Origin of the sequence: Bacillus yunxiaonensis (assembly GCF_037104695.1) — a bacterium.
In the GTDB taxonomy this organism is placed as follows: Bacteria; Bacillota; Bacilli; order Bacillales; family Bacillaceae_G; genus Bacillus_A; species Bacillus_A yunxiaonensis.
In genome coordinates, this window is record NZ_JBAWSV010000020.1 from 1 (window position 1) to 10,265 (window position 10,265).

General features: G+C 34.7%; 7 protein-coding genes, 2 rRNA genes and 1 pseudogene. 3 read left to right on the plus strand and 7 right to left on the minus strand.

Annotated features, from left to right (window positions below; translation table 11 throughout):
• The first annotated feature begins 9 nt into the window (after positions 1-9).
• A 5S ribosomal RNA gene (rrf, locus tag WAX78_RS24955) occupies positions 10-125 on the plus strand.
• 222 nt (positions 126-347) lie between these two features.
• On the opposite strand, the gene WAX78_RS24960 is transcribed toward rrf, so the two are convergent.
• On the minus strand, positions 348-2,042 hold the full coding sequence (locus WAX78_RS24960; protein ID WP_336484667.1) for a M20/M25/M40 family metallo-hydrolase: 1,695 nt from the start codon (positions 2,040-2,042) through the stop codon (positions 348-350).
• 204 nt (positions 2,043-2,246) lie between these two features.
• The gene (locus tag WAX78_RS24965; RefSeq protein ID WP_336484668.1) at positions 2,247-2,996 is read right to left on the minus strand and encodes an IclR family transcriptional regulator; all 750 of its coding nucleotides are present in this window, start codon (positions 2,994-2,996) and stop codon (positions 2,247-2,249) included.
• A 255-nt stretch (positions 2,997-3,251) separates the two neighbouring features.
• On the opposite strand from WAX78_RS24965, the pseudogene WAX78_RS24970 reads away from it, so the two are divergent.
• A pseudogene (locus WAX78_RS24970) lies at positions 3,252-4,675 on the plus strand (amino acid permease).
• A gap of 604 nt (positions 4,676-5,279) precedes the next feature.
• Here WAX78_RS24970 and bacA read toward each other — a convergent pair.
• The 5 genes from bacA to WAX78_RS24995 form a co-directional block, all read right to left on the minus strand.
• Positions 5,280-6,077: an undecaprenyl-diphosphate phosphatase gene (bacA, locus tag WAX78_RS24975; protein WP_336484669.1), complete on the minus strand. Its 798-nt coding sequence runs from the start codon at positions 6,075-6,077 to the stop codon at positions 5,280-5,282.
• 89 nt (positions 6,078-6,166) lie between these two features.
• Positions 6,167-6,904, minus strand: coding sequence for an ABC transporter permease (locus WAX78_RS24980; protein ID WP_336484670.1), 738 nt, complete (start codon positions 6,902-6,904; stop codon positions 6,167-6,169).
• Positions 6,897-7,817, minus strand: coding sequence for an ABC transporter ATP-binding protein (locus tag WAX78_RS24985; protein WP_336484671.1), 921 nt, complete (start codon positions 7,815-7,817; stop codon positions 6,897-6,899). Before WAX78_RS24985 ends, WAX78_RS24980 begins: the two co-directional genes overlap by 8 nt.
• Positions 7,818-7,895: 78 nt before the next feature.
• A complete protein-coding gene (locus tag WAX78_RS24990; RefSeq protein WP_336484672.1) occupies positions 7,896-8,912 on the minus strand; it encodes a sensor histidine kinase in 1,017 nt (338 codons plus the stop codon).
• Positions 8,902-9,615, minus strand: a complete 714-nt coding sequence (locus WAX78_RS24995) for a response regulator transcription factor (protein WP_336484673.1) — start codon at positions 9,613-9,615, stop codon at positions 8,902-8,904. The genes WAX78_RS24990 and WAX78_RS24995 overlap by 11 nt, the downstream gene beginning before the upstream one ends.
• Before the next feature lie 526 nt (positions 9,616-10,141).
• Here WAX78_RS24995 and WAX78_RS25000 point away from each other — a divergent pair.
• Positions 10,142-10,265: ribosomal RNA gene (locus WAX78_RS25000) — 16S ribosomal RNA — on the plus strand; the annotation flags it as partial.

Below are 10,265 nucleotides of genomic sequence, written 5' to 3' on the forward strand. Positions count from 1 at the left end.
CTTCATAAGTCTGGTAATGATGGCAGAGAGGTCACACCCGTTCCCATACCGAACACGGAAGTTAAGCTCTCTAGCGCCGATGGTAGTTGGGACTTTGTCCCTGTGAGAGTAGGACGTTGCCAGGCAATCTAAGACGAGTCAGAATGACTCGTCTTTTTTGTGCATTATAAAGAAAAATAGCTAGGAAGTTCTATTATTGAATGGATGGTTTTATTTTCTTTTCAAAAATAAAAATTCCATCAGCAGAGGTATCCTCCACTGATGGTTAGTTCAATAAATTTCTATTTGCTATCATTAAATATTATATTTTACAGTATTATTTTAAAAAATTTGCTGTGCTTGTGTGTCTACATATGATGAACTGTTTCATGATTTGAACTCTTCTTAAAATCCTTTAAAAGTTGTATTGTTGTTTTTTGAATAAGTAAAGGCAATACATGAAATGAATATGGTTTATAGACACGTTCTGTCCATTTATGACCGTCTTTCCCGTACACCCCCATGTTAATAGAAGGGATATTTAATTTACGTATAGTATCGTATGGAAGTGGATATAGTTGTTCCCACTTCGGAAAGTTGTGTAATAATGGTTTGAGTTCATCGTCTGTTTCGTGTATAGATAGGAAGCTTCCGTCAGCTAAATAAGGGAAAAACTTTTTCAAAACAAATTGCTCTCCGGTCTCATCTTGTACATTTTGCAGTATTACTTCAATACTGCTTTGTAATTGACGATTTTGTTCATTTGTTTGTTTTAAATAGTTATGTGGTAAAAAAGGCGGTGCGAAAAATAGAATAACCCTTGCTTTTTTCTCGGGATCCATTTCTTGCAGAGCAGCAACAATTTCAAAACAAACTTCACGTAAGTCACTATTATTACTTTGTTTCAGTGTATCTTGAATAATTGCTTCCGTATTTATACCATGTTGTTGTAATTCTTCTATATAATCTCCGTAACTTGTAACCTCAATCTCCCATGAAAGGTCACGTGATGGCAGGCCTGTTACAAGTAAATAATGCTGAAACTGTTCTTTGAGGTACTCTTCAGCTTCTTTACACACTTCTCTTGTCTCGGCTAAAAGTCTTTCAAGAACTTCTTCAGGTGTAGATTCGTAAATAAAATAATTAAAGTATAGCTGGCTGCTTGTTGCGGTTTGTACAGTATAACTGTTTTTATTATCACGTTGATATAAACATGTTGGAGGTAGAACAAGTTCATCAGGAATAATTTCAGTTAGTTTATAGTTGTTATGTAATCTCCGTGTAATTTGCGCAGCAATAAAGTTTGGATCAATTCCTGATAATGTATCTCCAACATGTACTTCTCTTCCATAAATATAGAAGCAAGGTAGAAGTTTTCCCGCTGTTCCTGTATAAATATAGCGCTGATTGTCTCCGTCGTATAGAGGTGTGATGAAATCATTATTAATTGCTAGATGATAGTGTAATTGTTTTTCTTGTTGTAGTCTTTCTAATTCGGTTAATGCAGCTGTAATTCCGCGGTGTTCACCTTCTTCATCACCATTGAAAAGTAAAAGAAGATTTCCTTCTAATAGATCGGTATGTTGCGAGAAATATAAAATATTAGCGATATGAACAGCGGCCCCGCTTTTCATATCAACAGAGCCTCGGCCAAATAGCCAATCTCCAGATTTGGCATCAGTTTGGACATCAAGATTTCCCTCATATGTTTGAAAATACTCTTCTAATGTTTCAGATGAAAAAGCATGTTCTTTTAGTAGGCCAAAGTCTTCAATTCCAACTGTATCTAGATGAGAATGATAAATGATAGTAGAAGTTGAATCTTTGTTTCCTTCTACAAATGCAAATAAGTTTTTTCGGTTAATTGGATCATTTGGAACAGTTTGTACCCATAAGTGTTCAGGGTGCTGTTTAAAATATGGAAAGCTTTTTAAAATACGATAAAGCTCATCTATAATACGGGCTTCACCTTCAGTTCCGTTAATGCTATTAAATGAAACAAGATGCTTTGTGAGTGCTTCGACTTGTTTTTCTAGAGATAGTGAGTGTAATTGTTGATACATAAGATAAAACCTCCTTAATTTTTCGATTAAAAAAGTAATTACTTGTAAAAGCATGTATTTTATTGTGTAAAAAACAGCAACAACATTTTGGAGAACAACTCATACTAGCCTCGAGTCTAAAACTTTCATATCCATTTTTTTAGTTTCCACATTATGAAATTAGTTTCCACTATATGAATAAAAAATGGCGGCAGATTGCTCAGTTTATACTACTGATGTTCTGCCGATTTTAGTAGATATTTCACTAGCGGCTTGTTTCACCTTGTTGATAAGGAAAGTTAGTCGATCATCGTTGATACGGTGACTAAGCACTCCAACGCTTAATGCCCCTATCACTTTATTGTTAAAGCCTATAATGGGTGCCGCAACAGATGCAGTACCTTCAGTTTTCTCACCATAACTCACAGCAAACCCTTGTCTTTCTACTTCTAATAATTTATGTAAAAGGATTTGTTTTTGTTCTGATGAGGAAGAAAGTAATTGGTCAATAATGTGATGTGCTTCTCTAGGATCCATATTAGCAAGTATCGTTTTATTTGCTGCACCGATAGAAAGAGGAATTCTTTCTCCTAAGTTATCAATAACACGAACTTTTAATGGGCTGTCAATTCTTTCTATAATAATAGAATGTGTTCCATTTGGAATATTTAAATAAACGCTTTCTTCTACTTCATGTGCTAAACGTTTCATTACTTCTCTTGCTACAAATTTGTAGTCAATTTTCTCTAATTGACGTAAGCCAATTTCCATCCACATGGGGCCTGACGTATAATGCTTTGTTTCTGGAATTTGTGAAACAAGCTCATGCTTCATTAGAGAATTGAGTAGCCTGTGCACTGTGCTAACCGGAAGAGATGTTCTTTCGGCTATGTCAGAAATTGACCAGTACTCTTTATTGTTATCAGAATTTAGTAATTTAATAATACCTATAGCTCGATCAATGGACTGTACCATAATTGGCCTCAACTTTACTTGTAATGTGTAAATCTCTTTAATTAACTATCAATTTAGCAAAAATTTAAAATGAAATCAAATTAAATTTCAGAATAAACAAAATAGAACAAATGCGGTGTGGAAGCGGATACAAAAAATGTTGACTTTTTTACATAATTATCTGAAAATTATAACAAGATTTCATATAGTGAAAATAATTCCGTAATACGGAAAATGCATTTTTTTATAATATCAATTATGAAAGTGAGGAAAACAATGACGCATACTGATAAAAAGAATAACGAATTAAAGCGTACGATGAAAAGCCGACATTTGTTCATGATTGCACTCGGTGGTGTAATCGGAACTGGCTTGTTTAACGGTTCTGGCTTTATCATCAGACAAGCTGGACCTGGAGGATCTGTACTTGCTTTTATGGCTGGTGGATTATTGATGTACCTCGTCATGTTATGTCTTGGCGAGCTTGCGGTGGCTATGCCGGTGTCCGGTTCTTTCCAGGAATATGCTACGAAGTATATAAGTCCTGCCACTGGATTTACTATTGGATGGCTGTATTGGCTAAGCTGGGCAAATACTGTTGGACTTGAATTTACAACTGCAGGTATTACGATGCAGCGCTGGTTTCCTGATATTCCTGTATGGGTTTGGTGTTTAACGTTTGGTGTTACAATCTTTAGTATCAATGCATTATCTGCCCGTAGTTATGCAGAAACAGAGTTTTGGTTTTCGAGCATTAAAGTGTCAGCTATTGTTGCCTTTATTATTCTTGGAGGGGCAGCGATGTTTGGTTTTATTGACCTAAAAGGGAACGAAGCAGCTCCGTTTTTTTCAAACTTTACGGACCATGGTGGTCTATTTCCAAACGGAATTGGTGCGATACTGCTAACAATGGTTACGGTTAACTATTCCTTCCAGGGTACAGAACTTGTTGGAATCGCAGCAGGTGAAAGTGAAAACCCTGAAAAAACTTTACCGCGTTCTATTCGAAATATTATTTGGCGGACGATGTTTTTCTTTGTTTTAGCGATATTTGTTCTTGTTGCCTTGATTCCCTGGAAAGAAGCAGGGTTAACGAAGAGTCCATTTGTTGCAGTTTTTGATAACATGGGCATTCCATATGCTGCTATATTATGAACTTTGTCATTCTTACTGCTGTTCTTTCTGTTGCTAACTCAGGATTATATGCAGCAACGAGAATGCTTTGGTCGTTATCCAAAAATGACATGGCTCCAGCCTTTTTACAGAAGTTATCGTCACGAGGCATTCCTATATATGCGTTAATTATGACGATATCTATTTCTGTTTTTTCACTTTTGACGGGTGTTGTGGCTGCTGAGACGGTTTATTTATGGTTAATTTCGATTTCGGGCGTTATTACAATTATTGTATGGATGTCCATTTGTGCTTCTCAATTTCTTTTCCGTAGGCGTTATCTAGCTGAAGGCGGGAAGTTGGAAGACTTGAAATTCAAAACACCTCTTTATCCAATTGTTCCTATTCTAGGTTTCGGATTGTATGGAATTATATTAGTAAGTCTTATTTTTATCCCTGATCAGAGACTAGGAATTTATTGTACTGTACCGTTTATTATTGCTTGTTATGCTTACTACTACATAAAAGTAAGAAAAAGAACTAGTAATAACAGTTATAGTGAGAATAAAGTGAGCAAAATGATGTGAATCTATATAGCTATAATGGGTTAAATAAGTTAGGATTACTTAGAAATTTTTAGATACAATCAGAGCGTTATTAAGAAATATTTTGCTTTTTAAGTTACTTGTATCACGTAAGAACCTTGCCTCGAGGTTTAGGAGAAATAAAGGGGATAGTCAGGGGATGACAAATCCCTCTACTGATGAGAAGTTCATTTTGTTTTTTCTAAGTGCATTTTTAAAATGAAGACATTTTCGTAATGAAAAGAAATACTTTTTTGTTATTGGTTTTGAAATGAAGTGGAAACAGCACCGTTCAAGTAATCTTGAACGGTGCTGTTTTTATTTATCCCACTATTCGCGGGCAGTAAGGTCCCAACCTCAAGATAGAGAGAAGCGAAGAAGCTAGGTGGAGGATGAAGAAAATCCTCATTGATGGAAGGGTCACTTTATAATATTTTTTGGATTTATTAAAAACGTTGCATCATAACTAAATGAAAGGGCCCCGCTGACTGGATAGCTTGTGTATTCTAATATTTCTTTCTTAGTAGCTAAATCATTGAAAAACCGATATCCTAATCTGGATATCGGCTGACTAGTTGTTTGTTCCGAATAGAAGAGATTGTTCTAGTTAAAGCAGCACAAAAGTAGTGAATACAATAGCTAACAAAATACGATAATAGGCAAATGGCTTTAATCCTATTTTAGCTAGCAGCTTTAAAAAGGTAACGACTGCTAGCATTGCTACAATAAAAGAAGTAATAAAACCTACTGCGAACATTGGGATATCGTCTGCACTTAAATACTTCCAACTTTTTAATAAGTCTAGACCAGTTGCTCCAACCATGACTGGAAGAGCGATAAGAAAAGAGAATTCTGATGAAGCTTTATAATTCGCTTTTGCTAACAATCCTCCAGAAATAGTGGATCCGGCTCTTGAAAAACCAGGATAGACCGCTAAACATTGAAATAATCCAATTGTTAATGCTTGACGATATGTTAAATCATCTATTGAATAAGCTGTAGCTTCTGTTTTTTTTACCTCTGCAAAAATCATAAGAATAGCTCCTGCTACAAGTCCGATAACGACAGTGTGTGCCTGAAATAAGTATGTTTTAATTACATCATGTAATAGCAAGCCGGCGATTATAGCCGGGAATACACCTAGGAGTACATGTAATGCATTGAATTTTTTTTCTTTCTGGAGAAGAGGTTTAATGTTAAATAAAGAAACGAGGCGTTTGTGATATAAAACAGCGATAGCTAAAATCGCTCCTAGTTGTATTACAATCTCAAATGTTTTTGCTCTTTCTCCTTCAAATCCTAACAAGTGACCGGCTAATATAAGGTGGCCGGTAGAAGAAATCGGTAAAAATTCTGCTAGTCCTTCTATGATTCCAAGTATAAAGGCGATGATTGTGTCGCTCATAATTTCACTCCTAATATATAAATGAAAATTCTTCTTTCAAATTTTGAGAACAGGTAGAGACTTCTAGGATATTTTTTTATCTGTATAAGTCAATGAATATCAACCTTTTTAAAATAGAAGATTGTTGTGATAAATCCGCTCATAGCTGTAGCAGCAATAACGATATAAGAGTATTCTGGAGGATATGTCGGTTGCAGTTCGTTGTTTACTATATCGAGTGTAGCTGTCCAAGGAAATAAATCTTTGTGTTCCGAATTTGTAACCATAAGGTTCACCATTGTTATAACAATAGTAAATATAATAGGTGGAACATAAGTCTTCATTACAAGAGTTAGCAGTACAATAGGAGGGGATAAGACAAAAAGGAGTCCACCGCCCAGCAAAAATTTCAGTAAAGATTGCAAAAGTAATGGGCCACTTAAGCCGGGAAAGCCTCCTAATAGTCCTAATAGTAAAGTTAGTCCCCAAGTAACTACAGTCAACATCATAATCCAAATAAAAAGAAGAATAAATTTACTCATAATAAAGTTAAAACGTGATACAGGAATGGTTAATAGGCTTTTTAATGTATCTTCTGTGTATTCCCGATTAAAGAGATAAGAGGTAACGACTCCGTATAGAAGGACTCCCATTAATAAAATAGTATACATATTAGCGTTATAAAAAAGGTCATCGAGACCTGCAGCTGGAGCAGATGGTTTTGTTTTCTTTTCTATATAAAAGGCTGAAACTATCATAAATGGTGCTACCGCTGCCCCAATAATACTAATCAAGAACATATTAGAGCGTTTTAATTTTAATAGTTCTGTATATAGTAGATTAACCAATTGTCCCACCCCCAACCAATTTGGTGAAGTAATCTTCTAATCTATCTTCGCTCATCATAATCTTTAATACTTCAATATCGTTTTGAACAAATGTTTTATTAATCTGTCCTTGTTGTCCCAAGTGGGAATAAATACGAATATTTCCTTCATCATGTACTTCGTAATCAAAAATATGAAATTGTTTTTCTAAAAGGATTACAGCTTTATTATCGTTATTTACTTGGAACTCCAAGTATTGACGATTTGTTTTTCGAAGCGTATCAAGAGCAACTTCCTCTAAGAGTTTTCCTTCATGAATGATTCCCATATGATCTACTAGTTGCTCGACTTCAGCTAAAATATGACTAGAAATTAATATCGTGATTTTTCTTTCTTGTGCTAAAGATTTAATGAGCTTTCGCATCTCTTTAATACCAATGGGATCTAAACCGTTAGTCGGCTCATCTAATATTAATAGCTCTGGATAATGGAGAAGAGCTCTTGCAATCCCTAATCGTTGTTTCATTCCTAAAGAATATTTACCTACTAATTTTTTTGTCTCATGTTGCAGTCCTACAATTTCTAATGCCTCTTCAATTGCATTTTTTTTGTGAACGCCCATAATTTTGGCATTAATTAATAAATTTTCTCTTGCAGTAAGGTTTTCATAAAAACCTGGAACTTCAACGATAGAACCAATTCTTCTTAAAATTTCTTTTTGGTTTTTAAAAAAATCCTCTCCGAATATTTCGATTTTTCCACTTGTAGGTTTTATTAGGCCTAGCAGCATTCGAATTGTAGTCGTTTTACCTGCACCATTTCGCCCGATGAATCCATAAATCTCTCCTTGGTTCACATTTATATTGAGATTATCTACAGATTTTTGATTGCCATAAATTTTAGTAAGATTTGTTGTTTTTATAATTGTACTCACTTTAAAACACCTACTTTCTATAATCTCTTAATTACATGATAAAAAGGAGGATTTAACTGCTGCTTAATCATTTCTTAACTATTTCTTAAAAACAGTTTGCTTCGGGATGGAAAAGCCAAAGGTTGTCTTTTCCCACGGAATACTTTCTACCCATATTTGTCCGTCGTTTTTTTCTACGAGAGCTTTCGCGATAGCGAGTCCTAGACCACTGCCACCATGCGCAAGGTTCCTTGACTGATCACTTCGGTACATTCTCTCAAATACGTTCTCTAAATCATGTTTTGAAATTCCAGGGCCTTTATCCCAAATAAGCAGTTGATATTCATTGGTGGTTTCCGAGAGCTCTATTCCTACTACTTTCCCTGGTTTTCCATAATATATGGCATTTTTCATGAGGTTACCTATAACTCGCATCAGACTAAGGGAATCTGCTGTAATTGGGCAAGGGTCTTCAGGAATGTTAACTTGTAACTTGATACCTTGCTTAGATAGTTCAGGTAAAAATTCAATTAAAGATTCCCTAGTAATCTCTGAAAAATCAAGTTGTTCTTCTTTTAATGGAAACTCATCGGCATCTAGCTTGGCCATATTAAATATTTGATCAACTAATTGTTTTAAGCCGTTTGATTTCTTCGAGAGTATTTCAAGGTATTCTCGTTTTTCATCTTCAGAAGCAGCAATATCATCTTTTAAAGCATCAATATATCCAATAATAGAAGTAAGAGGTGTGCGAATATCATGTGAGATACTAGATAGAAGTTGTTTTCGGGCTTCTTGAGATCTTTTGGCTTCAACTTGAATCTTTTCTAGCTCGCTTATTAATTCATTTATAGAAAAAACTACATCATCTAATGAATGGTCGTTATTTGTATATAGTCTTGTATGTAAATTTCCGTTCATTGCACGTCTTAATTTATCAACTATAGACTTTCGGTTCTGAATAAAATGAAGTCTTGTAAAGAAAAGGCTTATTGTTATAACAATAAGTGTAATGAATAAAGTTAATTTTAATGTATGAACCATGTCTATAAATAGAAGCCCAGTGATGATTATAAGTTGACATAGGATAAGATAGAGAATTTTATCATTCTTCATCCTTTTCACCTACAAATTTATAACCGATTCCCCATACAGTTTGAATGAATTTAGGATCAGAGGGATTAGCTTCTATTTTCTTTCTAAGCTTTCTAATGTGCACCATAACTGTATTGTCATCTTCTATATAGTTACTGTCCCAAACATTGCGAAAGAGTTGTGTTTTCGTAAAAACTTGCTCAGGATTTGAAGCAAAGAACTTTAATAGTTCAAGTTCTTTCCCGGTTAAAGAGATTTCTTTTCCATTGACGTTAGCTGTGTACTTTTTTAAATTAATTGTTAGCCCTTTAAATGTTAGGATTGTTTCTTCTGGCGTGTTAGCATTACTTCCTAATATTAAAAAGCGCCTCATAAGAGCTTTTACTCTAGCGACCACTTCATTAATACTAAAGGGCTTTGTAATGTAATCGTCCGCACCTATGCTTAAGCCTAAAATTTTATCTACTTCTTGATCTTTAGCGGTGAGCATTAATATTGGGATGTTTGTTTTATCTCTAAGTCTTCTACATACTTCGATACCATCAATTTTAGGCATCATAAGATCTAATATGATGAGGTTGTATTTGTTTTGCTCAAATAAGCGAATAGCCTCTTCACCATTTATAGCGATATCTACTGTATATAGTTCTCGTTCTAAATATTTTTTTAATAAATCTCGTATTTCTTTTTCATCGTCTGCTATAAGTACACGGACATCTTCCATGTTTCCACCTGCTTCTAATATGATTTTGTTGGTAGTGTAATTTGTATAAACAAAGGTTGTATAATGGTTTCATTAATGAAAAATTTAATTGCTATCTAAATTATATACTATAAATTGTTAAAATAAGGTTGTTAGTACAGAACCGAATAGGAAAGGTAATCCATGAGTAAGCTATCAGAAGCATATGAGGGAGTAAATAAAGTGAAACTTCCATCAGTGGGGATCTTACTGCCCGCGAATAGCGGGATAAAGACGTATTTGAGGTGTTTTTTTACAATCCTGCAGAAAGAACAGATAAATATCTCTAAAAAAACCATTGACTATTGTTAGATAGAGGTGTAATATTATACGAGTCGCTGATGCAACAGAGCAAAAAGCGAAAACGAAATAAAAAACTTAGTTGGCATTGAAGTGCAAATATGTTAACATAAGAAAGTCGCCAATTGAGCGACAGACAAGTTCTTTGAAAACTGAACGAAACAAACAACGTGAAACGTCAATTTTTATTTATGATGCTAGACAAACTTTATTGGAGAGTTTGATCCTGGCTCAGGATGAACGCTGGCGGCGTGCCTAATACATGCAAGTCGAGCGAACCGATTAAGAGCTTGCTCTTAAGAAGTTAGCGGCGGACGGGTGAGTAACACGTA